The following is a 24571-nucleotide window of genomic DNA, read 5'->3' on the forward strand; positions in this document are numbered from 1 at the left end:
GCCGCATCCCGACGCCGGCGGTGCACCGCGACGTTGGTTCAGCGTCGGGTGCGGGGCTTCAGCCAAACCCCGGCTGGCCCTAAAGTTGAGCGCATGTCGATGATCAAAAGTCCCGCCGAGATAGCCCTGATGCGCGAATCAGGCAGGGTGGTGGCGGCCACGCTGCAACGCGTCCGGGAGGCTGCCGCCGTCGGGGTTTCCCTGAAGGAACTCGACGAACTGGCCGCGGCCACCATCGCCGCCGCCGGAGCAACGCCGGCCTTCCTCAACTACAAGCCGCGGTGGGCGTCCGTCCCGTTTCCCGGGGTGATCTGCACCTCCGTCAACGACGCGGTGGTGCATGGCATCCCGGGCGGCTACCGGCTCCAGGACGGCGACCTGCTCAGCGTGGACTGCGGCGCATTCCTTGACGGCTGGTGCGGGGACGCTGCCATCAGCTTCATCGTGGGAACGGCTGATCCGGTGGACCAAGCCCTGATCGACGCCACCGAGGCCGCCCTGGCCCGCGGCATCGAGGCGGCACGGATCGGCAACAAGATGGGGGACCTGGCCTACGCGATCGGCGGGGCGTCGCGCCGTGCCGGTTACGGGCTGCTGGCAGACCACGGCGGCCACGGGATCGGCAAGACCATGCACGCCGACCCGCACGTCCCCAACGACGGCCGGCCCGGCCGCGGCATCAAGCTGACCGAAGGCCTGGTTATCGCGATCGAGCCGATGCTGATCCTGGGCGGCAAGGACGACTACTTCCATGACGACGACGAATGGACCCTCCGCTCAGCCAATGGCCGCCGGGCCGCCCACAGCGAGCACACCGTGGCCATCACGAAAGAGGGGCCCGTCATCCTGACCCTGCCCTAGGAGCCGGACGCCCTGGGACCGGACGTCCGGGCCGGACGCCCGGGCCGGACTAGCGGGTGGCGCGGCTGCGGCGTGCGGCGACGCGGAGCTGGATGATGCGCGCGGCTCCGGCGATGGCGACCAGTACGCCGCCGCCCACCGCAGCGATGAGCAGTGCGATGCCCAGCGGCACCGATCCCTGGAGGCCAAAGAACTTCACCTGGACGTACTCCTGGTTCTGCAGGATGAACGCGATGAGCAGGATCAGCACCACCAAGGCGCTCGCAACCGCTGCCCAGACCATGCCGGCGCGGGTGACCTGGCGTTCCGGGGCCGGTGCGGTTGTTTCGGGAGCCTCGGCCCCGGCATCCACGCCCCTCCCGTCTGCCGGTGCGGCGGCCGGTGTTCCGGGCACCATGCCGGTGCCGGCCGCGGGGGACGTGGCTTCGGCGTCTTGCCCGGCAGCCGTGGCGTCAAAGGTGCCCGGCTGGGTGGGCGGGACGTTGCTGGGATCAAATTCGCGGGGTGTCTGCGTCATGGCGGCCGTACCTTTCGGTTGCGGGCAGCGGCCATACCTCGGGCCCTGCCTGTCTGCTCAATACTAAGCGTGCTGACGGCTTATGTCCGGGAGCCCATCGGCCGGGCCGTATGCGACGGCTTTAACGGGCGGGAGAAGTGGATGTTGCGGCGCTGGGCCGGAGCCCGGTGGACTGCGGGCCCGGCCTGCAGAATGTTTCGGCAGGCCGGGGCCGTGTATGGGTGCCCAAGGAGGGAATCGAACCCCCGATCGGCGGATTAGCGGATGGCGCTTTTGGCGGTTTTGCACTGTCCATCACCGGCCGCGTGATTCCGGGGAAATTAGGCGCTAGGCAGGCCGGGCGATTTTAGTCGCATATCACTATTTTTCGGCGTTTCCGGTGGGTGAACGGTGGGATTCAAAGATTTGCCTGGGTCGCCTAATAGTAGTCAATCGGTCTTACCCGCGTCTTCGGCGGCCTTGGCAGTCTCCTTGGTCTTCCGCGCGGCGTTGTTCATGCGCTGCACGAACTGAGATACCTCGGCCTGCAGCCTGGGAGTTAGGACCTTGTCGCTCACAGCCCCTCCCCAAATTTCTGAAGAACGTGACCAACGGCGTCACGAAGTATTGGCTCGTGTTCGTCTCCAGCCGGCCCGAGGACCGGCTGCGGGGCGGACCTGATCGTCCCGAACTCCACGAACTTCGACTAGCTCGACCGGGCTTGCACAACGCCCTGCGCTACCTGGGCATTGGACTCGGCAGAGGATGTCTGGATGCTACTCCGAAGGAATGCCGTGTCTGCGGGGGCATTGGCCTTCGCATCAGCTGCAGTGTCGGCGGTAGTTTTCCGCACCGCGCCCCTGATCAGGATGACCGCGACTTCTGTTTTGGGTTCTAGGCTGTCAGCGAAGGCGGTCAATTCGCTTGCGTCTACTTTAAAGCTATTCATCTGTTCTCCGATGCGGCGGAAGGCTCTATCCCTCAAGCTACGGAGAAACTGGGATGGGCTACTTCGGCGCTTCTGGGGAGCGGAAGTTCGGATCCCGGAGAGGGGTAGCTTGTCGATTGGACGACGACGCCGGACTAACAAGTAGACGTGCCACACGCCCCGTGTTGCGGGGCCGACGCCCGGCGAGTGACAAGCTATCCGCAAAAGGGCGTCCACAGTGTGTACACCTTTGCGCGAACGGTCTATGAAATGGCCGTCGCTCAGCCCGCCTGAGATCATGCTGATCTGAGGCGCATGGGTATCCCTGCCATGCCGCTAGGTCGGTCCAAGGCTGGCCACGCAGTAGATCCACCGCTTACCCATCGGGCAGCTAGGCTAGGGTTCGCGATATCACGACTTTGGGGAGGCCGCCATGGCTGCGACAACTTGCGGACGGTGTGGAAAGTTCAGCCACATGACTAGCATCGGGCCCGCCATCACAGCGGAACTGGGCTCTTCCGGCCCCTACATCATCGAGAACCCATTCCGCTGCGACAACTGCCATGGACTTAATATCGGAGGGTCTCAGGTATATAGCCTTCCGATGCATACCAGCAATGAGGGTGCGATGTCTGCATTCTGGCACTCAAAGGAACCGGACTACTGGCACCCACAGTTTGTCCAAGGTCAGGACTACCCAGACGTACCGGAGCACGTAGAACGGCCAGCATCGGAGGCCCACATGTGCATGAGCGTGTCCGCGCACATGTCCGCGATTCTAATGGCCCGGTCCGTGATAGAGGCAGTCGCTAAGGACAATGGAATCGACTCGGGAAGTCTCTTCAAGAAGATAGATGCGATGCACAGCAAGGGCTTGATCACCGAGTTCGCCAAAAAGACTGCTCACACCATCCGCACGTTTGGGAATGATATGGCTCACGGTGACTTCACGGTTGAAGTGGACGCTGCTGACGCGAAAGGGGTCCTGACCTTCATGGATTACATCCTGCGCGAGGTGTACCAGGCGCCGGCGGAGCTGCAGCGGCTCCAAGACGGTGCCGACGCCCGGAATTCGCATAGGGAAGCCCAGAGACAGTAGTTCAAGGTCTGTCTCTGGGCTTCCAGCTTGGGTAACTCAACCGGTCTTACTTACCCCTAAGATGGAGCGGTTCGAAGCGAGCCATTCAGGGGGGGGGGACTATGGGCCAGAAAATCCCGTGCGTATTCTGCGGTAGTGTGACTGCACCGACCAGCGACGAGCACGTTCTTCCGCAGCATTGGAAGAAGCATTTCCCAAAAGAGTCGGGTACAGGCCTCCGAGTCAGCACCGCCCAAGGCATCACAGATCGCCCGCCGCGCAAACACATAACTCCCTTCGACATGAAGGTTCCCAACGTGTGCGCCCCTTGCAACAACGGATGGATGCGCCTCATGGATGAGGCCATGAAACCCTTAGTTTTTGACCTGGCCAACGGAGTTAGGCGAACGTTGTCATCCACGGAAGTTGATTCGTTGATCCAGTGGGTCACGAAAGTAGCTCTGGTCCGAAGCTACGCAGACCGGAAGTCCTCCATGACTTTTGCCGACAACGTCTTCCGCCGCTATTACGCCCAACGTACAGAGACGCACCATCGCTCAACCCAGATCGCCTGGTGCGACGAACACGACGGCGCATTATCCGCGAGCACTACCCTGATCAGAACGGGGCGTCCCCGAGGCCCCCTCGAATCTTCCGAGCGGGAGCCCGCAAATGTCATCTCGCTAAAGCTCGGTCATCTGCTCATCCAGTGCGGCCTATCTACAGGGTCGAAGTGGTCCACGTCCTCAGTTCGACTCATGATGACGTCAAGTCGCCAGTTCGTCCCTGGACGCCTATTTCCGGCAGTTGCGGGTCGCCCGTTTCGTTTACCCGAACAACCTTTGACAGAAGATGAGGTTGACCTGGTCATCGAGCCCCTTCACCTCATGGGAGCAGCCAAATACGTGGGGTCGCCCGTCCCACCCGACACAACTCGTCTCATGGGGCCACTCGCGCTGCACATGCCACGGGTTCCAAACCCGCCAGCGTGACTTCCGCAACGCCGATCAGACGCTCCTGGCTAAGGCTGAGGGGATGGCGTCAGCGTCTGCCCAGCTGCGCCACTCCCGTCTGCCCAGCTGCGCCACTCCAGCGAGCAGATCACCAGCCGGCACTACGTCCAGAAAACTCACGAGGCGCCAGACATGACAGTACTACTGCAGGCCTTCGGCGCACCAACAGGAGACTAAATGACCGCCAAGCCCAACCTTGCGGCCTTCGCGGGCGTCCATTCAGCTCTGGAGGCCTTTTCCAAGGCCATGCCCGCCGTCGATCCTGCAATCTTTCGCACCCAAGAAATGATCGGGGCGGAAATTAAGGCCGCGTTCGAGCCGATAACCAAGTCGACAAACACTCATCTGCACGCGGTTCTTGAGCCTTTTGTTCAGTCCATGAACCTCCAGTTGCAGGCAGCTTTCGGCCTGCAGGAGTTGCAGAAGCAGATAGCAATGACTATCGCGCCGACAATGGACGTCTTCCGCCAGGTGACTGTCCCTGCTCTAACTTCGATTGCAGCAACTTTTTCTGCAATCGATCTCGCCGCTCAGCTCCCAGATCTATCCGTGCTGGCGCATTTCGGAGAGATGGTTGCGGCCGGCGAGTTTGCGCCCGACTTTGTCGATGCCGCGCATGCGGCAGTCGATGGGGTTGTTGGCTACTCCGAAGAGATCCAGGATTTTTCCCTCAGGGAGACCGTCGCGAGTGTTTTCGACGCCAAGGTAATCGCGGATGGTACGTACATCTTTGTCTTCATTGTCTGGCTCGTCGGATCCTTGTGGGTCGCCGGCCTCGGCGCAGAAGCGAAGGCGATCAGTGACGCGGTGGGATTCAGTAGCGCCGCGGGCTCGCATGTTGTTGCCAAGGAGGTCTCTTCCAGGACCATGAAGGTCGTTATTAAGAAGCGCAACACTCGCCGCCGCTGATCAAAGCTGTGGGTAAGCGGTGGATTAGCTGCTTCCCGTTGGAAATTAAAAGCGGCTCTGATCTGCGTTTCCGTAGGTCAGAGCCGCTTTTCGGTGTGCCCCAGGAGGGAATCGAACCCCCGACCGGCGGATTAGAAGGCCGCTGCTCTATCCCCTGAGCTACTGGGGCGGGACCCGCCCGGCTGTTGCCGGCGGACGCCTCAAAAAGCTTACCGTGCCCGGAGGCCGTCCGCGCTCAGGTACACCGCGCCGTCCCGCAGCCGCGGCGGGCGCGGTCCGGTCCCGTGACTCAGGGAAGGTTTTCCACATGGCGCACCGGCGCTCTCGCGGAGAACCCCGTCCGGCGCGAAGCTGAAGGAGCCTGCTAGGGCACCACACTTCGAGACAGGACATAAGAATGAGGGACAGCATCACGGTCCGGGGCTTCGTTGCCACGGACGTCAAGAGTTCCACCACTCCGGGCGGGGTGGCAACGGCGTGGTTCCGGCTGGGTTCCACGGGCCAGCGCTTCGACCGCTCAACCAACACATGGGTCGACTTGCCCATCAACTGGTTCACGGTCCAGGGCTACCGGCAACTGGCCGGAAACATGGGCTGCAGCATCAAGAAGGGCCAGCGGCTCATCGTTGTGGGACGCCTCAAGATGCGAAGCTGGGAAAAGGACGGCCGGGAACACCACGTCGCGGAGATCGATGCCGAGTCCGTCGGCCACGACCTGATGTGGGGCTCCGCCAACTTCATCCGCGCGGCAGCCAACGGTCCGACGGACGCTTCCGCTGCAGCCGGGCCGCCGGAAGGTTCCATGGACGGCGGCCGGGAGGGCAGCCCGGAGGACGGCTACCCCTACGACGGGCCGGACGACGACGAGCACCAGTCTGAATCCCGCACGGTCTTTGTCAATGACGCCACCGGCGACGTGGAGGAACTCGACGAGGAGACGGGCGAGCTGAAAGGGACCGCCGCCTGAAGAGGCACCCATGGCCGGGGGTCCGTGGCGCCAACCGTCCGGTCCGGCGCCACGGCCGGCGTGGCGGCCAGCTGGCGTGGCCGGCCGCATCCTGCCCCGCAACGGGCGGACACCGGAGCCGCTTGGATGTGAGTTATCCCGGTTGAACCACTAGATTTGTAGGCATGGCGGAATTTATCTACACAATGACCAAGGCGCGCAAGGCCGTTGGCGAAAAACTTATCCTCGACGACGTGAGCATGTCCTTCTTCCCGGGGGCCAAGATCGGCGTCGTCGGCCCGAATGGTGCAGGTAAGTCCACCATTCTTAAGATCATGGCAGGGCTGGACACGCCCTCTAACGGTGAGGCCCGGCTGAGCCCCGGCTACACGGTGGGCATCCTCCTGCAGGAGCCGCCGCTGAACGAGGAAAAGACCGTCCTGGGCAACGTCCAGGAAGGTGTTGGCGAGATCTTCGGCAAGATCCAGCGGTTCAACGAAATCTCCGAGGAGATGGCCAACCCGGACGCCGACTACGACGCCCTCCTCGAGGAGATGGGCCAGCTGCAGGAAGCGATCGACGCCGCCGATGCCTGGGATCTCGACTCCCAGCTCGAGCAGGCCATGGACGCCCTCCGCTGCCCGCCGCCGGAAGCCGACGTCACCCTGCTCTCCGGTGGTGAGCGGCGCCGCGTCGCGCTCTGCAAGCTGCTCCTGCAGAAGCCCGACCTGCTGCTCCTCGACGAGCCCACCAACCACCTCGACGCCGAGAGTGTGCTCTGGCTCGAACAGCACCTCTCCAGCTACCCCGGCGCCGTGCTCGCCGTCACCCACGACCGGTACTTCCTCGACCACGTGGCCGAGTGGATCGCCGAAGTGGACCGCGGCCACCTGTACCCGTACGAAGGCAACTACTCCACGTACCTGGAGAAGAAGCGCGCCCGCCTGGAAGTCCAGGGCAAGAAGGACGCCAAGCAGGCCAAGCGGCTCTCGGAGGAACTCGAGTGGGTCCGCTCCAACGCCAAGGGCCGCCAGACCAAGTCCAAGGCCCGCCTGGCCCGCTACGAGGAGATGGCTGCCGAGGCTGACCGGACCCGCAAGCTGGACTTCGAAGAGATCCAGATCCCGCCGGGACCGCGCCTGGGCGGCCTCGTCCTGGAGGCGAAGGGCCTGCAGAAGGGCTTCGAGGACCGCACCCTGATCGACGGGCTCTCCTTCAGCCTGCCGCGCAACGGCATAGTCGGCGTCATCGGCCCCAACGGCGTCGGCAAGACCACCCTGTTCAAGACCATCGTGGGGCTCGAGCCCCTCGACGGCGGCGAGCTGAAGATCGGCGACTCGGTCAAGATCTCCTACGCGGACCAGAGCCGCGGCGGCATCGACCCGAACAAGACCCTGTGGGAGGTCGTCTCCGACGGCCTTGACTACATCCAGGTCGGCCAGGTGGAAATGCCGTCCCGCGCCTACGTCGCCGCTTTCGGCTTCAAGGGACCGGACCAGCAGAAGAAGGCCGGTGTGCTCTCCGGCGGTGAGCGCAACCGCCTGAACCTGGCCCTGACCCTCAAGCAGGGCGGCAACCTGCTGCTCCTCGATGAGCCCACCAACGACCTCGACGTCGAAACCCTCAGCAGTCTCGAAAACGCCCTGCTCGAATTCCCGGGCTGCGCCGTTGTGGTCTCGCACGACCGCTGGTTCCTGGACCGGGTGGCCACCCACATCCTCGCCTACGAAGGCGACGAGGAGAACCCCTCGAAGTGGTACTGGTTCGAGGGCAACTTCGAATCCTACGAGGAGAACAAGGTTGAGCGGCTGGGCCCGGACGCGGCCAAGCCCCACCGCGTGACCCACCGTCGCCTCACCCGCGACTAGTCCGCGGACATAAAAGCGCCATAACAGGACGCCGGCTCCCTGACAGGGGAGCCGGCGTTTTGTTTGCCTTGGATCAGCCGCGGTCGGCTTTTCGCATCTGGTGCTGCAGCACCTTGGACTGGACGGCGCCCTTGACCTTGTTCTTGAAGTCCGTGGGAACCCGGATCATGCCTTCCTGCGCCACGGTGGCCACATGCCGGCCGTCGCGGCTGAAGATCCGGCCGGTGGCCAGGCCGCGGGCGCCCTGGGCACTGGGGGACTCCTGCACGTAGAGCAGCCACTCGTCCACGCGGACCGGGCGGTGCCACCACATGGCATGGTCCAGGCTGGCCACCGACATCCCCGGGGTGATCCAGCTCATCCCGTGCTTGCGGAGGATGGACTCCAGCAGGGTGTAGTCGCTGGCGTAGGCCAGGGCCGCGCGGTGCAGGTCAGCATCGTCCGGCATGGGGCCGAAGGTCTTCATCCAGACCGCATTGCGGGGTTCCTTGTCGCCCTTGGCCGAGACGTACAGGGCCGGGTCGACGTGCCGGATGTCGAACGGCCGCTCGTAGGCCCAGTGCCGTGCCACAGGGTGGTCGTACTTGCCCAGCAGGTCCGCCGTACTGGGCAGCGACTCCGGCGCTGGAATGCCGGCCGGCATCTCGGACTGGTGCTCGATTCCCTCGTCCTCGTCCTGGAACGAAGCGATCATGGACAGGATGGGCATGCCGTCCTGGTAGGCGTGAACGCGCCGTGCCGAGAACGAGCGGCCGTCCCGGAGCCGCTGGACGCCGAACGTGATGGGCTGGTTGGCGTCGCCCGGCCGCAGGAAGTAGCCGTGCATCGAATGCACGCTCCGGCCTTCGGAAACAGTCCGGCTCCCGGCCATCAGCGACTGCGCCAGCACCTGGCCGCCGAACACGCGGTGCCGGGGCTGCTGCTGCGAGGGGCCCATAAAAATGTCCTCATCCGTCCGGGCACCCTCCAAGGCTCCGAGGTTCAGCAGTTGGAGGAGTGAGGAGGTGGGGTCCTGGGTCGGCGGCCCCTGCAATCCGGCTTCGGCTTCAGTCATGGTTCGACTCTAGACGCCACGTCGGCGCCGTCCCAAGGAGGCACAGCCGGTAGAGTCAATATTGTGTCTGACGTCCTCACCCAGTCCCTGCAGTTCACCGATCCCCGCGACCTCGCCGATCTGCGCACCTTCGCCACCCGCGCCAAATCGATCGACGACGGCGCCATGCGGCTCCAGGCCTCGGGCCAGGTGCTTGCCGCTTACGTCTGCGTGCTGCGGCCGCGGCTGCTGGGGGAGTCGACGCCCACTATCCTCGGGCTGCGGACCATGGCCCTGGCGCAGCCGGCCGACACGGATGTCACCGTCCCAATCTCCGCAGTGCTGGACCGGCTGGCCCGGGCGGGGGAGAACGACGTCGGGCTGCCGCTGCCGCCGGTCACCGTCACCGAGTCATGGGCCGGCGTCGGGGCACCCCGCACCGGCTGGGAACCCGCGGGCACGCTGCAGGATTCCGCGCTGCGCCAGTCCGCCGAGGCCGGCATCACCGAGATCGCGGCCATCATCCCGGACAAACCCGGCGCCTTGATCGTCAACAACGCCCGCGCCACGGTCTGGGGCAGGGAACTGCCCGGCGCCGCCGGGCTGCCGCTGGGCGCCGCCTTCGCGGCCCTCACCCTCGGCTTCCTGGCCGACGGCGAGCAGCAGCTCTTCCGCGCGGGACGCTGGTTCCGGCTCAGCGGCGCCCGGGGCCACGTCCTGGCCCGCACCGGTTCAGGACTCTAAAGAAACCTCAGCAGGCGCGCCGTCCGCGGCTGCGGCGCCGGAGGATGCACGCCCCAAGCACTCTTGACGGGCCTGCAAACTGGGCCCATGAACGGCATGTCGGTGCTGGATCCGCCCGTTGACCGCCACCTTGGCTTCAACGAATCGCTGCACCCGGACCGCAGCTGGATCCGGTTGCTCCGCCTCGGGGTGGGCATCCTCGTGCTCGTCGCCCTCGCCCAAAAAACCTACGACGCAACGCTCCCCGGCAGTGATGTGGACATCTTCCAGCTCTATTCGGAGTTCACGGTCCAGTCCAACCTCGTCCTCGGGCTCGTGCTGATCGCCTCGGCTGGCCGGCGGCGGGCACGGTTGCCGGAGTGGTGGGACCACCTGTTCGGCGCGCTGGTCTTTTACCTGGTGATGACCGGGATCATCTACGCGGTGCTGGTGGCCCCGCCGGACGAACCCTGGTGGAGCTGGGACATGTACTGGCCGCAGCTCGCGCACCACCGGCTGGCTCCGCTGTACGCCGCGCTCGACTGGCTCCTGGTCACCAGGACCGTGCGCGGCAGGTGGTGGCGGCCGGTCCTGTGGCTGAGCTACCCCGTCGCCTTTCTGGTCTTCTCCTGGGTGCGCGGCGCCCTGGACGGATGGTACGTGTACGACTTCCTCGATCCCACGCTCGACGGCGGGTGGCCGGCAGCGCTGGCGACCACCGCGCAGGTCCTCGTTGCGTTCCTCGTGGTCGCGTTCCTCGTGCACGCCGCCGGCAACGGGCGCGCCGCGCTGGCCGTTGAGCGCACGCGGACCCTACCGGATTCCTAAAAAGCCAAAAAAATATTTGCCACCGGATACCCGGCCCGGTATTCTTGACGCAGAAAGACCCCGGAGACATCCCCCCAAGTGCCTCCGGGGTCTTTCCATGTCCGCCCTAGGCGTCGGACGGGCTGTTGATCATCGACAGGGCTGCCCGCTCCATGTAGTCCCAGAGCGTCCCCTCGTAGAGCGGCGGGAGTTCCAGGGCATCCACGGCGGTGCGCATGTGGAACAGCCAGCGGTCCTTCGCCTCCGGGGTGACCCGGAACGGCATGTGGCGCATCCGCAGCCGGGGGTGTCCGCGCTCCTCGCTGTATGTCGTGGGCCCGCCCCAGTATTGCTCCAGGAACATCAGGAAGCGGCGTTTTGCCGGGCCCAGGTCCTCCTCCGGATACATCGGCCGCAGCAGCGGGTCAGTGGCCACGCCGTCGTAGAACACGTCGATAAGCTTCACGAAGGTCTCGTGGCCGCCCACGGCGTCGTAAAAGTTGTCCGTGTAGCCGGGCTTGCTGAACGGATCGTTCTGCAGCAGCTGCTTGGGCTGCCGGGGCTCTCCGGCGCTGGGAATCGTCATGGTCCTATTCTCCGGCCTTCTGCTGGGGCGCTGTGTCCGCGTCGTCCTCCGCCGGCGTCTCCGGCGGGATGTAGGTGCCCTGGGAGCGGTTGCCCACACGCAGGATCTCGCCGTTGCGCAGGTACCAGATGGCGCCGTCCTCGGCCCGGACCCGGGTGATCCGCAGGTTCATCGCCTCCACCGTGCCCACCACCTCGGAGGTCTCGATGACGTCCCCGATGCCGTACTGGTCCTCGATGGTGATGAAGATGCCGGCCAGGAAGTCACGGATGAGCTGCTGGGCGCCGAAGCCGATGGCGATGCCGAGGATACCGACGCTGGTCAGGATGGGCGCCACATCCACGTTCAGGCTCTTGAGCACGTACACGCTGGTGAGGACGGAGATGAGGACGCCCACCACGCTCCGGAGCAGGGCGCCGATGGTGTGGGCCCGCTGCACGCGGCGTTCATGGTCCAGCGCGCGGAGTGCGGGGGCCGCCCAGCGGAAGTACGGCTTCTTGAAGAAGGTGGAGCCTGCGGCGATGCGCTTGGTGATCACGGAGATCACAAAGGACGCCACCAGCCACACGGCGATGCCGACGCCCAGGCTGATCAGGACGCCCGGCAGGTTGATCTCGGACATTGCCGACATGTCCGGCGGGGTGATGGGTTCAGTGGTGGTCAGAATGGACATCGCCGGGGGAACTCCTCGTTGCTGCGTTCTTGCTGCCGGCCGGGTGGCGCCGGGCTTGGGGACCGGAGGGGCGGCCGGTGTTCGCCGGGCGCATAACGCTCTGGTCCCCTTCAACAGTAGCGCCGTAGCGTGGCCCCATGCGCATCCTGGTCCTCGGCGGCACGGCTTTCCTGTCAGCAGAAATCGCGCGGCAGGCCCTGGCCGCCGGGCACGATGTCACGTGCCTCGCGCGCGGGAGCACGTCCGCCCCGCCCGACGGCGCCACCTGGCTGCGGGAAGACCGCTCGCAGGGTGCCGCTGCCTATTCAGCAGCCGCGGGCGGCCGGTGGGACGCCGTCGTCGAGGTCTCGCGGGACCCGGGCCAGGCGCGGGAGGCGCTCGAGGCACTAGCCGGCTCCGCGCGGCACTGGACCTTCGTCTCGAGCTGTTCCGTCTACGCGGACCACTCCGTGCCCGGGGCCGGGGAGGACGCGGAGGTGCTGGCTCCGCTTGCGGCCGGCACGGAGCCCGGTGCGGACACCTACGGCGAAGCCAAAGCGACCATCGAGCAGTGGACCGCGGAGCTCGCCGGGGATAAGGCCCACGTCTGCCGGGCAGGGCTGATCAGTGGCCCGGGCGACGGCTCCGACCGCTACGGGTACTGGCCGGCCCGGTTCGCCCGGGGCGCCGGCCCCGTCCTGGTCCCCGACATTCCGGCGGACGCCACCCAGGTCATCGACGTCAGGGACCTCGCGGCCTGGATCCTCGCCGCCGCCGAAAACGGCACCACCGGGACGCTGAACGCCGTCGGCGATCCGGTGACGTTCGCCGCCTACCTCGAGGAAGCCCGCCGGCTGGCCGGCGGCGCCGAGGTGGTGGCCGCTCCGCCGGACTGGCTGGCAGCCCGCGGGGCAAACTACTGGGCTGGCCCGGACTCGTTCCCGCTGTGGCTGCCGCCGAAACACGAGGGGTTCGCAGCACGCAGCGGCGCCGCCGCCCGTGCCGCAGGATTGCGCACCCGGCCCTGGCCGGAGACGCTGCGGGACACCCTGGCCGATGAGCGGCGCCGCGGGCTGGACCGGGAGCGCAAGGCCGGTCTCAGCCCGGACACCGAACGCCGCCTCCTGGCCGAGCACCTGGCCACCGGCTAGGGCCGGGGGCAGTGCCGGTTCGGGTCAGCCTGCGGCCTCCTCGACCCCCGCCGTCGGCTGGTGCAGCACCGGGAAGTTGACGCTCCGGGCGATGAAGCAGACCTTGTTCGCCGCGGCGTGCAGTTCCTCCAGGAGGCCTTCCGCTGCCGGGGCGGCCAGGGTCACACGGGGCTTGAGCGTGGCCGATTCGAACTGCCCGCTGCCGTCCCGGTTGGTGCGCATCAGGGCCTCGGCCTGGTCCTCGTAGGCCGTCACCACCACGCCGTGCTTCACGGCCACGTGCAGGAAGGACAGCATGTGGCACTGCGACAGCGCGGCCAGCAGCAGCTGCTCCGGGTTGTACCGGTCCCGGTCGCCGTGGAAGGTGGGGTCCGCGGAACCCTTGAGCACCGGCAGGCCGGGGATCTCGACGTCGTGGTCGCGGGAATAGCCGCGGTACGACGCCGTCCCTTCGCCCAGGTTCCCGGTCCAGCGGACTGTCAGCGCATAGCGGTGCTCGTCGAGGCTCATGGCACCAGCCTAGAACGCAAAACCCCGGCGCCGCACAGCAGCGCCGGGGTTCCTGCGGGTCGGTGGCTGCCGGTCAGACGTCGGCGGCGCGGGCCCGCAGGGCGCGGGCCACGCCGTCGCGGTTTTCCAGCATCATCCGGCGCAGAGCCGCGCTGTCCTCCGGCAGCGAGGCGAGGAACTCATCGGTCCGGTCCACGGTGGCCTGGGTGGCCAGCTGCGCCGGGTAGAGCCCGACGACGATCTGCTGCGCCAGCGCGTGTGTGCGCTCCTTGACGATGCCCGGGACGGCGTCGAAGTACTTCGCGGCGTACGGCTCCAGCAGGGACGGATCGAGCACCCGGGTAAAGCCGGCCACCGCCGAGCCCTGCAGGGCGTTGGACAGCTCGCCCTTGACCACAATCGACTCCCACGCGGCGGACTTGGCCTCCGGTGTCGGAATCGCCGCCTTGGCCAGGGCGGCCGCGTTCTGGCCGGTGGCGGTGTTGTCGTGCCCGAGTTCGGCGTCGATCTGCTCCTGCCCGGCCCGGCCGCCGGCAACCAGGGAAGTCAGCAGTTCCCAGCGCAGGTCCTGATCCACGGCGAGTCCCGCCAGCGTCACGCTGCCGTCCAGCAGGCCGGCCACGGTGTCGAGCTGGCCGGCGCTGCGGGCCAGCAGCGCGTAGGACTTGACGAACTGCAGCTGCGCGTCGGAGCCCGCGGGAACGGCGGAAGCCAGCTGCCAGAGCCGGTCGGCGGCTGCCACCGTGGTGGCTTCCTTGTGTTCGGCCGCCACGTAGAAGTTCAACGTGGTGGCCAGCTGGCGCAGCTGGACCAGGATCACCGAGGAATCGGATTCCTCCGCGATGTTGGCCAGGATCAGTTCCACATAGCCGCGGGCGGGCGTCTCGCCGTCGCGGGCCGCATCCCAGGCCGAGCCCCACACCAGGGTGCGGGGCAGGCTCTGGCTGAAGTCCTTGAGGTGCGCGGTGGCGGTGGCCAGGGATTCCGGGTCGAGCCGGACCTTGGCGTAGGCGAGGTCGTCGTCGTTGAGCAGGATCAGGTGCGGCCGGGCGCGTCCGGCCAGCGCCGGCACGTCGGTGCGGACGCCGTCGACGTCGAGCTCCTCGCGGTGGACCCGCTCCAGTTTCCCGGCTTCATTGAGGTTGTAGAAGCCGACGGCGAGCCGGTGCGGGCGCAGGGTGGGCTGGGCCTCGGTGGCGGACTGCAGGATCGCGAAGGAGGAGATGGTGCCGTCCCCGTCCACGGACAGTTCGGGCTTGAGCGTGTTGACGCCGGCGGTCTCCAGCCATAGCCGGCCCCACTGGTCCAGGTCGCGGCCGCTGGCCTTCTCCAGTTCCACCATCAGGTCGCTGAGCTCGGTGTTGCGCCAGGCGTGCTTGCTGAAGTACTCGCGGACACCGGCCATGAACTGCTCCGGGCCCACCCAGGCCACCAGCTGGCGGAGCACCGAGGCGCCCTTGGCGTAGGTGATGCCGTCGAAGTTGACCTCGACGTCCTCCAGGTCGTTGATCTCGGCGAAGATCGGGTGCGTCGTCGGGAGCTGGTCCTGGCGGTAGGCCCAGGACTTTTCCACCGAGGCGAAGGTGGTCCAGGCGTGGTCGAACCTGGTGTTCTCCACGGCGGCCAGGTGGGACATGTACTCGGCGAAGGACTCGTTGAGCCAGAGGTCGTTCCACCAGCGCATGGTGACCAGGTCCCCGAACCACATGTGCGCCAGCTCGTGCAGAACGGTGATGGCGCGGCGTTCCACCTGGGCGTCGGTGACCTTGCTGCGGAAGACGTAGCCTTCCAGGATGGTCACGGCCCCGGCGTTCTCCATGGCCCCGGCGTTGAACTCCGGAACGAACAGCTGGTCGTACTTCTCGAACGGGTACGGGCAGCCGAACTGGGCCTCAAAGAACTCGAAGCCCTGGCGGGTGAGCTCGAAGATGTTGTCCGCGTCCAGGTACTGCATCAGTGATTTGCGGGCAAAGACGCCCAGCGGGGTGACTTTCCCGTCGGCGGACACCACTTCGCTGCGGACTGACTGGTACGGACCGGCGATCAGCGCAGTGACGTAGGAGGAGAGCCGCGGGGTGGGGGCAAATTCCCAGACGGAGCGGGCGCCGCCTTCGGTGCCGGGGATGGTTTCCACGGGCGCCGGGGTGGGGGAGTTGGAGATGACGTCCCAGTGCGACGGCGCAATCACCGTGAACGTGAAAGTGGCCTTGAGGTCGGGCTGTTCAAACACCGCGAACATCCGCCGGGAATCCGGAACCTCGAACTGGGTGTAGAGGTACACCTCGTGGTCCACCGGGTCCACGAAGCGGTGGAGCCCCTCGCCGGTGTTCATGTAGGGGGCCTCGGCCACCACCAGCAGCTCGTTGACCTCCTCCAGCTCCGGAAGCTGGATCCGGACGCCATCGGAGACCTCGGCGGGATCAAGCTCGCGCCCGTTCAGGGTCACGCTCTGCACGGTGTCGGTGACGGCGTCGATGAACGTCGAGGACCCCGGTGTGGCCGTGAACTTCACGGCCGTAGTGGAGCCGAAGACCCGCTCCCCGCGGGTGAGGTCCAGCTCGACCTCGTAGGAGTCGACGTCGATCAGTTGGGCGCGCTCGCGTGCTTCGGCGCGCGTCAGGTTCATTCCGGGCAAAGTGGGGCCTCCAGGGACGGATAAGGGTGGGAACTTGATACTGTGAAGCCATTCTTTCACTTCTGCACTGCTTGGCAAGTTGCCCAGGTCACACCAAGATATCGAACGCCGGGGCCCCGGAGTAGCGTTGGAGGCATGGGAAAGCTTCGAGATTCCGCGGACGTCAGGGCGCTCCGCTTTGCGGTGGGTTTCCCGCTGATGCTCGCCGCCGGGTTTGTGGTGTGTGCTTTCCTGATCCGCTCCGACCTGCCCGAGCCGCTGGCGGTGCGCTGGTCCGGGGGCGTGGCCGTGGACTTCGCGCCGTTCGGGTCCGTTATTGCGGCGGGCGCGGCGCTGATCGTGCTGGCCGGCTGGGCCGTCCTGGTCCAGGCCGTGCCGCTGTCCCGCCCCGCCATCATGCGCAGGATCATGATGGGCATGGGACTGTCCGTGAGCCTTTTCATCACCACCGTGCTGGCCGCGGTGCTGGTGGGCCAGCTCGGCCTCGACGGCGCGGACCAGGCCCAAGTGGATGTCGCGGTGCTGGCCATGGGCAGCGGCGCGGCCCTGGGGCTGGGCGTGGTGATGGGCTTCGTGTTCAAAGCCGACGAGCGCTGGTCCACGGAGGATGACCGGGCCATGGAAGCGGCGCTGGCCCGCGAACTTGATCCCGACCTGGCCCGCGATTCCGTCAGCCTGTGGGTGCACGCCCGCAGCTCCGTCTTTGTGATGCTCGGGATCGCCACCCTGCTGCCTGCCGCGCTCCTCACGATTGCCGTGCCCTGGCTCGCTGCCCTGCTCGCTGCCCTGGCCCTGCTTGCGGCCGCGTGCCTGTTTGCCCGCATCCGCGTGGACCGGGCCGGCCTGCGCGTGTTTGCCGCCGGGTTCGTCAGGGTCGCGGACGTGCCCGCGGCCGCCATCGAGGCCGCGACCCCCAAGGACGTCAAGGCAGCCGACTACGGAGGCTGGGGCTACAGGAGCCACGGAACCGCAACGGCGCTGCTGGTCAGCAGCGGCCCCGCCGTCGTCGTCGACCGCTCCGACGGCCGCACCCTGACGGTCAGCGGCGGCAGCGCCACGACGGCGGACAACATCGCCCAGGTGATCTCCCGCGTCGCGGCGCGGGCGCACCGGCCCGGCAACGGCACCACATTGTGAAGTCCCGGAGGTTAGCCGGGCAGGCCGCCCGGCCGCGGCCCTAGTAGGCTTGGGAACAGCCCCCACACCCGCAGCAGCAGCCCCGCGACCCCGGCAGCTGCCCGACCGAACGGATACGCCGTGACCCCTTCCGACTTCCCGCGCGTGCACATCGCCACCGACCACGCCGGCATGGAACTGAGCGCCCACCTCGTCAGCCACCTCACCGCGAAAGGCTACGAGGTGGTGGACCACGGGCCGAAGGTCTACGACGCCCTGGATGACTACCCCTCGTTCTGCATCAATGCCGCCCGCGCCGTGGTGGCCGACCAGGAAAACGGCACCAGCGCCCTCGGGATCGTGCTGGGCGGCTCGGGCAACGGCGAACAGATCGCCGCCAACAAGGTCAAGGGCGTCCGCGCCGCGCTGGCCTGGAACCTGTCCACCGCCAAGCTCGCCCGGGAGCACAACGACGCCAATGTGGTGGCCGTCGGCGGACGCCAGCACAGCGTCGAGGAGGCCACGGAAATCATCGAGGCGTTCCTGGCCGAACCCTTCAGCAACGATGAGCGCCACGTCCGCCGGATCGGCAAAATCGCCACCTACGAGCGCACCGGCGAGGTCGTCGAGTAGTGCCGGAGGGGCATTCCGTCCACCGGCTGGCCCGCCAGTTCGGGGACGTCTTCGCGGGGGAGCGGCTGGCGGTCTCCAGCCCGCAGGGCCGGTTCAGCCAGGGCGCGGCGCTGCTGGACGGCCACACGCTCACCGGAGCCGTGGCGCACGGCAAGCACCTCTTCCTGGAGTTTGAACACGGGCTCGTGCTGCACGTCCACCTCGGCCTCTACGGCGCCTGGGACTTCGGCGGCGATGAGAGCTTCCGCGGCGCGTCCAGCATCGGTGCACCCCGCAAGGTGGGGGAGCGGGAGGAGTACGACGCAGTCGGTGGGGATGCTGCCGGGGCGGACGGCGCTGGCGGGCCCGCCGGATACGCCGGCCCGCCCCCGCCGCTCGGAGCCGTCCGCGTCCGGCTCGCCGGCGCCCACGGCTGGGCCGACCTCCGCGGCGCAACCACCTGTGCGGCGATCACCGAAGCGGAGGCCGCCGCCGTCGTGGCCCGGCTTGGCCCGGACCCGCTGCGGAACCTTCCCGGCGACCGGGACTCCTTCACGGACGCCGTCCTGGCCAGGCGCACACCCCTCGCTGCCCTCCTGATGGACCAGAAAGTCGTTTCCGGGATCGGCAACGTGTACCGCGCCGAACTGCTGTTCCGGCAGTGCCTCGACCCCTGGCTGCCCGGAAACCGGCTCCCCGACGAGGATGCGCGGCGGCTCTGGGACGATACCGTCGCCATGATGTCCGACGGCGTCCGCGACGGCCGGATCATCACCACGCCTTCGCAGTACTGGTCCGCCGGCGCGACCGCCGCGGGGCCCGCCACGGCAGCGCCGGAGGAGGCCCACTTCGTCTACCGGCGGCACGGCCTGGACTGCCGGGTCTGCGGAACGCCGGTGGCAATCACCGAACTCGCCACCCGGAAGCTCTACTGGTGCCCGGCCTGCCAGGCGCCCTGACCGGATGTAGGTGCCGCCCATCCCATCGATTGCTCCGTAGCCGCCCTTTGACCCGCGGGAAGGGCAGATACGGAGCAGTCGATGGTGCAGAAACGAAAAAAGCCCCTCCGCGGAGGGGCTTTCGTCATATCTCGGAGGGGACGACGGGAATCGAACCCGCGTAATCAGTTTGGAAGACTGAGGCTTTACCATTAAGCTACGTCCCCGGGAATTTGCAGGATGTTTCCTGCATAACTTCCGGGCGGCTGTTGAAGCCGGATACAACTAAACCCAATTCAGGGCCCCGGTGTCAAATGTGCAAACCGGCACATTTTGACCGTAGACTGTTCTGTGCACTTACGGGGTGTAGCTCAGCTTGGCTAGAGCACCTGCTTTGGGAGCAGGAAGTCGCAGGTTCAAATCCTGTCACCCCGACTCTGCTGGTACCGCCAGGCCTTGGCGGTGCAGAACCCCACCCCCTAAAACCAGGAGTACTTAGACTGTGAAGAGCGCTGTCGAGAACCTCACCCCCACGCGGGTCAAGCTCAATGTTGAGGTCCCCTTTGAGGAATTGAAGCCCAGCATCGCAGAGGCATACAAGACTGTTGCTTCGCAGATCCAGGTCCCCGGCTTCCGCAAGGGCAAGGTCCCCTCCAAGCTGATCGACCAGCGCGTCGGCCGCGGCTACGTGCTGGAGACGGCCATTAACGAAGGCCTCAACGGCTGGTACCAGGCTGCTGTCCAGGAAACCGGCATCCGCCCCCTGAGCCGCCCCGAGGTTGAAATCACCGAGGTTCCGGACCCGTCCGCCACCGACGGCGAACTCAAGTTCCACGCCGAGGTTGACGTCCGCCCCGAGATCGAACTGCCGGACTACGCCGGCATCAAGGTTGAGGTTGCCGCCGCCGAGTCCACCGACGCCGACGTCGACAAGGCCCTGGATGAACTCCGCGGCCGCTTCGGCACCCTCAAGTCCGTCGACCGCCCCGCGGCCGATAAGGACTTCCTCACGATCGACATCGCGGCCTCCATCGACGGCGCCGAGGTCGACTCCGCCAGCGGCCTGTCCTACCAGGTGGGCGCCGGCACCATGCTCGAAGGGCTCGACGAGGCCGTTACCGGCCTCAGCGCTGACGAGGACGCCATCTTCAACACCACCCTCGTGGGCGGCGACCACGCCGGTGAGGCTGCCCAGGTCAAGGTCGTTGTGAAGTCCGTCAAGGAGCGCGAACTGCCCGAGGCTGACGACGACTTCGCCCAGCTGGCCTCCGAATTCGACACGCTGGCCGAACTGCGCGAGGACCTCGCCAAGCAGGCAGCAGAGTCCAAGGTTGTCGAGCAGGGCGTTGAAGCCCGCGACAAGGTCCTCGACAAGCTGGTTGAGCTGGTCGAGGTTCCGGTTCCGGACTCCGTCGTCGAAGAGCAGCTGGAACAGCACTTCAGCGCCGAGAACGCCCACGGTGAAGGCGAGCACGACACCGAGGAGCACCGCGCCGAGGTCAAGGCCAACACCGAGCGTGCCTTCCAGAACGAGATCATCCTTGACGCCATCGCGGAAAAGGAAGAAGTCAACGTCAGCCAGAACGAGCTGATCGACTACATCGTCACCACCGCCAGCCAGTACGGCATGGATCCGAACCAGTTCGCCCAGATCATCGATCAGAGCGGCCAGGTCCCCATGATGGTTTCCGAGGTCCGCCGCCGCAAGGCCCTGGCCGTCGTCCTGGGCCAGGCCGAGGTCACCGACTCCGAGGGCAACAAGGTTGACCTCAGCGACTTCGTCCGCCCCGGCGGCGAAGAGGCACCGGCCGAGGCTGAGACCGCCGTCGAGTCCGACGTCGAGGAAGCCGCTTCCGAGGAAGCTCCCAAGAACGATGACCCGGCAGCAGTGAAGTTCTAGCACTTCCCGCACCCGCGTTACCTGCCCGCACCCCCGGATCCATGATCCGGGGGTGCGGCGCTTTTAAGCCCACGATGAACCCGTCCGGGCAAACGTGCGCCGTCAGCGAACAGCCCCGCGCTTGAGCACAAAGCAGGCGGGAAAACGGTTAGTGTCCATGTAGGAAAGTTCAGTGAGGCCGTAGTTCAGGGCCAAAGTTCTGGGACGACGTCCCAGGGCGTCACCGTCGCCAGCGAGAGGTAAGTACACATGTCACAGCAAGCAGGGGCCCCCCGGATGGCTACTGTCGATCCGGCAGCCCAGGATAACTACATTTACAACCGCCTGCTGAAAGAGCGCATCATCTGGCTCGGCTCCGAGGTCCGCGACGAAAACGCCAACGCGATCTGCTCCCAGCTGCTGCTGCTCTCGGCCGAGAATCCCGAGAAGGACATCTACCTCTACATCAACTCCCCGGGCGGCTCCGTCACCGCCGGCATGGCCATCTACGACACCATGCAGTTCATCCCGAACGACGTCGTCACCGTCGCCACCGGCCTGGCCGCCTCGATGGGGCAGTTCCTGCTCTCCTCCGGCACCAAGGGCAAGCGCTACGCCACCCCCAACGCCCGCATCCTGATGCACCAGCCCTCCGGCGGAATCGGCGGCACGGCCTCCGACATCAAGATCCAGGCCGAGCTGATCCTGCACATGAAGAAGGTCATGGCCGAACTCACGGCAGACCAGACCGGCCAGACGGTGGAAACCATCCTCAAGGACAACGACCGGGACAAGTGGTTCACGGCCAAGGAAGCCCTGGAATACGGCTTCTTCGACAAGATCGCGGCGCACGCGGGCTCCGTGGCTGGCGGCGGCGGAACCAACGCCAACGGCGATGAAACTGGCGACGACACCGCCACCCAGAACTGACCCGGCACAGCAACGAATTCAGGAGCAATGACCATGAACTACAACTTCGGTTCGACGGCGGGCAACCTGCCCGCCAGCCGCTACGTGCTGCCGCAGTTCGAAGAGCGTACCCCTTACGGCTTCAAACGCCAGGATCCCTACACCAAGCTCTTTGAGGACCGCATCATCTTCCTCGGGGTCCAGGTGGACGACGCCTCCGCCGACGACATCATGGCGCAGCTGCTGGTGCTCGAGTCCACCGACCCGGACCGCGACATCACGCTCTACATCAACTCCCCGGGCGGGTCCTTCACCGCCATGACGGCGATCTACGACACCATGACGTACATCCGCCCGGAGATCCAGACCGTCTGCCTCGGCCAGGCCGCCAGTGCCGCCGCCGTTCTCCTCGCGGCCGGCACGCCGGGCAAGCGCCTGGCCCTGCCGAACGCCCGCGTGCTGATCCACCAGCCGTCGCTCTCCGGCGGCCAGGGCGGGCAGGCCTCCGACCTGGAAATCCAGGCCGCCGAGGTCATGCGTATGCGTTCGTGGCTCGAAGACACCCTGGCCCACCACTCCGGCCGCACGCCGGAGCAGGTCAACAACGACATCGAGCGCGACAAGATCCTCACCGCCGCCGAGGCCATGCAGTACGGCCTGATCGACCAAGTGCTGGATTCGCGCAAGATCAAGCCGCAGGCGATCTCCAAGTAGCGCACCAAGTACGTCACAAGCAGTTTCCGACGCCGGTGCGGCCCATGTTAAGTGGCCGCACCGGTGTCGGCTTTCCACCCAACCGGCCTAAAGTGACCTAGAGTGGAACATGTCACAGGCCGCAGCAAGATACTAAAAGGGGTTCACATATGGCTCGGATTGGCGAGAGCACGGATCTCCTCAAGTGCTCTTTCTGCGGAAAGAGCCAGAAGCAGGTCCGGAAGCTCATTGCCGGGCCCGGCGTCTACATCTGCGACGAGTGCATTGAACTCTGCAACGAGATCATTGAAGAGGAACTCGCCGAGGTGGCCGATCTGGGAAGCTTCGAGCTGCCCAAGCCCCGCGAGATCTTCGACTTCCTGCAGGAATACGTCATCGGCCAGGAGCCCGCGAAACGCTCCCTCGCTGTCGCCGTCTACAACCACTACAAGCGGATCCAGGCCGGCCACGCCCCCAAGAGCGGCAGCCTCGCCGAGGGAATGCACCACGACGACGTCGAGATCGCCAAGTCCAACATCCTCCTGATCGGGCCCACCGGCTGCGGCAAGACCTACCTCGCCCAGACCCTCGCCCGCCGCCTCAACGTTCCATTCGCCGTCGCCGACGCCACCGCGCTGACCGAGGCCGGCTACGTCGGCGAGGACGTAGAGAACATCCTGCTCAAGCTGATCCAGGCCGCCGACTACGACGTCAAAAAGGCCGAACAGGGCATCATCTACATCGACGAGATCGACAAGATCTCGCGCAAGAGCGAGAACCCGTCCATTACCCGGGACGTCTCCGGCGAGGGCGTGCAGCAGGCCCTGCTGAAGATCCTCGAGGGCACGGTGGCCTCGGTTCCGCCGCAGGGCGGCCGCAAGCACCCGCACCAGGAATTCATCCAGATCGACACCACCAACGTGCTCTTCATCGTGGCCGGCGCCTTTGCCGGGCTCGAGGAGATCATCGGGTCGCGCTCAGGGCGCAAGGGCATCGGCTTCGGCGCCCCGCTCAACGAGGTCAAGAACACCACCGATTCCTACGGCGAGGTCATGCCCGAGGACCTGCTGAAGTTCGGGCTCATCCCCGAGTTCATCGGCCGCCTCCCGGTCATCACCACGGTCTCCAACCTGGACCGGGCCGCGCTTATCCAGATCCTGTCGACGCCCAAGAACGCCCTCGTGAAGCAGTACCAGAAGATGTTCCAGCTCGACGGCGTCGAACTGGTCTTCGACGACGAGGCGCTCAACACCATCGCCGACCAGGCGCTCGAGCGCGGCACCGGGGCCCGCGGGCTCCGCGCCATCATGGAGGAAGTCCTGCTTCCCGTGATGTTCGACCTGCCGTCCCGCGATGACATTGCCACGGTGGTCATCACCGAGGATGTGGTGGCCAACAAGGCCGCGCCCACGATGATCGCCCACGACGTCAAGCGCCGCAAGTCCGCCTGATCCGGAATAAAAGGGCCGTCAGGACCGCTGTTCCCTACGTGGTGCCCGGCGCTGAGCCGCCGATAGCGCACCTTTCCCGCAGACATTCAAGGAGCTCACCTGTGCCTGAAACGAATAAAGCCGACTTCTGGTTCGACCCCATGTGCCCCTTCGCCTGGGTGACGTCCCGCTGGATCACCGAGGTTGAAGAGGTCAGGGACATCACGACCGAGTGGCATGTGATGAGCCTGGCCGTCTTGAATGAGGGCCGCGACGAACTGCCGGCCGAGTACAAGGAGTTCCTGGTCAAGGCCTGGGCACCTGTCCGCGTGATCGTGGCCGCAGCCCAGAAGCACGGCAGCGAATACATCAAGCCGCTCTACGACACCATGGGCACCAAGATCCACAATGAGGGCAATAAGGACATTGGCGAGGTCATCGCCAAGTCGCTCGCCGAAGTTGGCCTGCCGGCCGAACTTGCTGCGGCCGGCGAAGACGACGCGTTCGACGCCGAGCTGCGGGCCAGCCATGAGTCCGGCATTTCCCTGGTCGGCCAGGATGTCGGAACCCCGGTTGTCGCGTTCAACGGAACGGCGTTCTTCGGACCGGTTATCACCCGCATCCCCCGCGGCGAGGAGGCCGGACGCCTGTGGGACGCCACGGTCACCCTGGCGTCGTTCCCGTCCTTCTTCGAGCTCAAGCGCAGCCGGACCGAAAGCCCGGTCTTCAGCTAACGGCCCGGTGCCCACCTGACAGCCCGGCAGTAAAGAGCCCCGGAAGAATTACTGTGATGTAGTT

The 24571-nt window shown here is 66.2% G+C and carries 23 protein-coding genes and 3 tRNA genes; 17 read left to right on the plus strand and 9 right to left on the minus strand.

The window, feature by feature from the left end; genetic code table 11:
• Window positions 1-93 precede the first annotated feature (93 nt).
• Complete coding sequence (gene map, locus AR539_RS12490; protein ID WP_066437332.1) at window positions 94-861, plus strand: type I methionyl aminopeptidase; 768 nt, start codon at window positions 94-96, stop codon at window positions 859-861.
• A gap of 49 nt (window positions 862-910) precedes the next feature.
• Here the strand turns inward: map and AR539_RS12495 are convergent, their stop codons facing one another.
• Both AR539_RS12495 and AR539_RS19815 read right to left on the minus strand, forming a co-directional pair.
• Window positions 911-1378 carry a LapA family protein gene (locus AR539_RS12495; protein WP_066437334.1) on the minus strand — a complete coding sequence of 156 codons (468 nt, stop codon included), beginning with the start codon at window positions 1376-1378 and terminating at the stop codon, window positions 911-913.
• A gap of 428 nt (window positions 1379-1806) precedes the next feature.
• A complete protein-coding gene (locus tag AR539_RS19815; RefSeq protein WP_269433705.1) occupies window positions 1807-1935 on the minus strand; it encodes a hypothetical protein in 129 nt (42 codons plus the stop codon).
• Between the two features lie 825 nt (window positions 1936-2760).
• Between AR539_RS19815 and AR539_RS19065 the strand changes: the two genes are divergently transcribed.
• The gene (locus AR539_RS19065) at window positions 2761-3384 is read left to right on the plus strand and encodes a DUF4145 domain-containing protein (protein WP_197410633.1); all 624 of its coding nucleotides are present in this window, start codon (window positions 2761-2763) and stop codon (window positions 3382-3384) included.
• Window positions 3385-4553: 1169 nt separating this feature from the next.
• Window positions 4554-5285: a hypothetical protein gene (locus AR539_RS12505; RefSeq protein ID WP_066437340.1), complete on the plus strand. Its 732-nt coding sequence runs from the start codon at window positions 4554-4556 to the stop codon at window positions 5283-5285.
• 96 nt (window positions 5286-5381) lie between these two features.
• Here the strand turns inward: AR539_RS12505 and AR539_RS12510 are convergent.
• Window positions 5382-5454, minus strand: a tRNA-Arg gene (locus AR539_RS12510).
• A gap of 228 nt (window positions 5455-5682) precedes the next feature.
• On the opposite strand from AR539_RS12510, the gene AR539_RS12515 reads away from it, so the two are divergent.
• On the plus strand, window positions 5683-6252 hold the full coding sequence (locus AR539_RS12515) for a single-stranded DNA-binding protein (protein WP_066437341.1): 570 nt from the start codon (window positions 5683-5685) through the stop codon (window positions 6250-6252).
• Between the two features lie 164 nt (window positions 6253-6416).
• Entirely contained in the window at window positions 6417-8099 is a 1683-nt protein-coding gene (gene ettA / locus AR539_RS12520; protein WP_066437344.1) for an energy-dependent translational throttle protein EttA, read from the plus strand.
• Between the two features lie 73 nt (window positions 8100-8172).
• Here ettA and tesB read toward each other — a convergent pair whose 3' ends face one another.
• A complete protein-coding gene (gene tesB, locus AR539_RS12525) occupies window positions 8173-9153 on the minus strand; it encodes an acyl-CoA thioesterase II (protein ID WP_066437352.1) in 981 nt (326 codons plus the stop codon).
• A 63-nt stretch (window positions 9154-9216) separates the two neighbouring features.
• Between tesB and AR539_RS12530 the strand changes: the two genes are divergently transcribed.
• Together AR539_RS12530 and AR539_RS12535 are read left to right on the plus strand one after the other, a co-directional pair.
• The gene (locus tag AR539_RS12530) at window positions 9217-9876 is read left to right on the plus strand and encodes a hypothetical protein (protein WP_066437355.1); all 660 of its coding nucleotides are present in this window, start codon (window positions 9217-9219) and stop codon (window positions 9874-9876) included.
• An 87-nt stretch (window positions 9877-9963) separates the two neighbouring features.
• A complete protein-coding gene (locus AR539_RS12535) occupies window positions 9964-10683 on the plus strand; it encodes a Pr6Pr family membrane protein (protein ID WP_066437359.1) in 720 nt (239 codons plus the stop codon).
• A 106-nt stretch (window positions 10684-10789) separates the two neighbouring features.
• Here AR539_RS12535 and AR539_RS12540 read toward each other — a convergent pair whose 3' ends face one another.
• Window positions 10790-11248: a globin gene (locus AR539_RS12540; protein ID WP_066437365.1), complete on the minus strand. Its 459-nt coding sequence runs from the start codon at window positions 11246-11248 to the stop codon at window positions 10790-10792.
• Window positions 11249-11252: 4 nt separating this feature from the next.
• Window positions 11253-11879: a mechanosensitive ion channel family protein gene (locus AR539_RS12545; RefSeq protein ID WP_066439947.1), complete on the minus strand. Its 627-nt coding sequence runs from the start codon at window positions 11877-11879 to the stop codon at window positions 11253-11255.
• A 179-nt stretch (window positions 11880-12058) separates the two neighbouring features.
• Between AR539_RS12545 and AR539_RS12550 the strand changes: the two genes are divergently transcribed.
• Window positions 12059-13051 (plus strand): NAD-dependent epimerase/dehydratase family protein, encoded by a 993-nt coding sequence (locus tag AR539_RS12550; RefSeq protein WP_066437368.1) that lies wholly within the window; start codon window positions 12059-12061, stop codon window positions 13049-13051.
• Between the two features lie 24 nt (window positions 13052-13075).
• On the opposite strand, the gene AR539_RS12555 is transcribed toward AR539_RS12550, so the two are convergent.
• Both AR539_RS12555 and pepN read right to left on the minus strand, forming a co-directional pair.
• Window positions 13076-13561, minus strand: a complete 486-nt coding sequence (locus tag AR539_RS12555; protein ID WP_066437370.1) for an OsmC family protein — start codon at window positions 13559-13561, stop codon at window positions 13076-13078.
• Window positions 13562-13634: 73 nt separating this feature from the next.
• Entirely contained in the window at window positions 13635-16187 is a 2553-nt protein-coding gene (gene pepN / locus AR539_RS12560; RefSeq protein WP_066437373.1) for an aminopeptidase N, read from the minus strand.
• 144 nt (window positions 16188-16331) lie between these two features.
• Between pepN and AR539_RS12565 the strand changes: the two genes are divergently transcribed.
• From AR539_RS12565 to AR539_RS12575, 3 genes are all read left to right on the plus strand, one after another.
• Complete coding sequence (locus AR539_RS12565) at window positions 16332-17333, plus strand: hypothetical protein (RefSeq protein ID WP_066437378.1); 1002 nt, start codon at window positions 16332-16334, stop codon at window positions 17331-17333.
• Between the two features lie 120 nt (window positions 17334-17453).
• The gene (locus AR539_RS12570) at window positions 17454-17945 is read left to right on the plus strand and encodes a ribose-5-phosphate isomerase (RefSeq protein WP_082699350.1); all 492 of its coding nucleotides are present in this window, start codon (window positions 17454-17456) and stop codon (window positions 17943-17945) included.
• Window positions 17945-18883: an Fpg/Nei family DNA glycosylase gene (locus AR539_RS12575; protein ID WP_066437380.1), complete on the plus strand. Its 939-nt coding sequence runs from the start codon at window positions 17945-17947 to the stop codon at window positions 18881-18883. Before AR539_RS12570 ends, AR539_RS12575 begins: the two co-directional genes overlap by 1 nt.
• Before the next feature lie 135 nt (window positions 18884-19018).
• Here AR539_RS12575 and AR539_RS12580 read toward each other — a convergent pair.
• A tRNA-Gly gene (locus tag AR539_RS12580) sits at window positions 19019-19089 on the minus strand.
• A 133-nt stretch (window positions 19090-19222) separates the two neighbouring features.
• Between AR539_RS12580 and AR539_RS12585 the strand changes: the two genes are divergently transcribed.
• The 6 genes from AR539_RS12585 (at window position 19223) to AR539_RS12610 (ending at window position 24507) form a co-directional block, all read left to right on the plus strand.
• Window positions 19223-19297 (plus strand) — tRNA-Pro (locus AR539_RS12585).
• A gap of 67 nt (window positions 19298-19364) precedes the next feature.
• Complete coding sequence (gene tig, locus AR539_RS12590; RefSeq protein ID WP_066437382.1) at window positions 19365-20762, plus strand: trigger factor; 1398 nt, start codon at window positions 19365-19367, stop codon at window positions 20760-20762.
• Window positions 20763-21038: 276 nt separating this feature from the next.
• Window positions 21039-21671 (plus strand): ATP-dependent Clp protease proteolytic subunit, encoded by a 633-nt coding sequence (locus AR539_RS12595; protein ID WP_066437384.1) that lies wholly within the window; start codon window positions 21039-21041, stop codon window positions 21669-21671.
• Window positions 21672-21704: 33 nt separating this feature from the next.
• Window positions 21705-22364, plus strand: a complete 660-nt coding sequence (locus AR539_RS12600) for an ATP-dependent Clp protease proteolytic subunit (RefSeq protein ID WP_066439950.1) — start codon at window positions 21705-21707, stop codon at window positions 22362-22364.
• A gap of 149 nt (window positions 22365-22513) precedes the next feature.
• A complete protein-coding gene (gene clpX / locus AR539_RS12605; RefSeq protein ID WP_066437387.1) occupies window positions 22514-23794 on the plus strand; it encodes an ATP-dependent Clp protease ATP-binding subunit ClpX in 1281 nt (426 codons plus the stop codon).
• A gap of 101 nt (window positions 23795-23895) precedes the next feature.
• Window positions 23896-24507, plus strand: a complete 612-nt coding sequence (locus AR539_RS12610) for a mycothiol-dependent nitroreductase Rv2466c family protein (protein WP_066437388.1) — start codon at window positions 23896-23898, stop codon at window positions 24505-24507.
• Window positions 24508-24571 lie beyond the last annotated feature (64 nt).

The organism is Arthrobacter sp. EPSL27, assembly GCF_001512305.1.
Lineage (GTDB): Bacteria > Actinomycetota > Actinomycetes > Actinomycetales > Micrococcaceae > Arthrobacter.